Annotated in this window: 1 protein-coding gene; it reads right to left on the reverse strand. The window is 76.4% G+C overall.

The features are described 5' to 3' along the window. Nucleotides 1–242: 242 nt before the first annotated feature. On the reverse strand, nt 243–618 hold a 376-nt coding region (locus tag ACYVE7_RS35305), incomplete at its 5' end, for an EamA family transporter (RefSeq protein WP_460371043.1).

Consider the following 618-nt stretch of genomic DNA (forward strand, 5'->3'; position numbering starts at 1 on the left):
CCCAGCGCGTCCGCGAGCTCCGCGACGGGCGCGGCGCCCGGCGACGCCTCCCGCACCAGCGCCACCAGCTCCAGCCACCGCTCCCGCCGCGCACCCGCCACCCGTTCGCCCATGACGGAACTATCACCGCCCGGCCGCCCCTCTAACGCGCCCCCCGAAGACCCGGAGGGGTCAGGCCGCGGTCAACGGAACTATCACCGCCCGGCCGCCCACTAACGCGCGCCACGAAGATGCGGAGGGGTTCAGGCCGCGGTCATCTGCAGCGGCGCGGTCGCCGCGGGGGCGGGCCGCTGCGCCAGGTACGCGCCGGTCAGGACGATCGCCCCGCCCGCGAGCTGCAGCACCGTCAGCCGCTCACCCAGCGCCAGCCACGCGATCACGATCGTCGCGACGGCCTCGGTGTAGCAGATCGCCGCCGCGAGCTGGGCGTCCAGGAACCGCATCGCCAGCCCGCCCAGCACGTACGCGATCACCGTGCTCACCACGATCACCCAGACCGCCAGCGCCCACACCGGCGCCGTCCCGCGCCCGAACTCCACGGAACCGCCCAGCACCCCCCAGGGCGCGCTCCAGGGCGCCGCCGCGACCGCCAGGACCGGCGCCCCCACCGCCATCCCG

The organism is Actinocorallia lasiicapitis, from assembly GCF_054778695.1.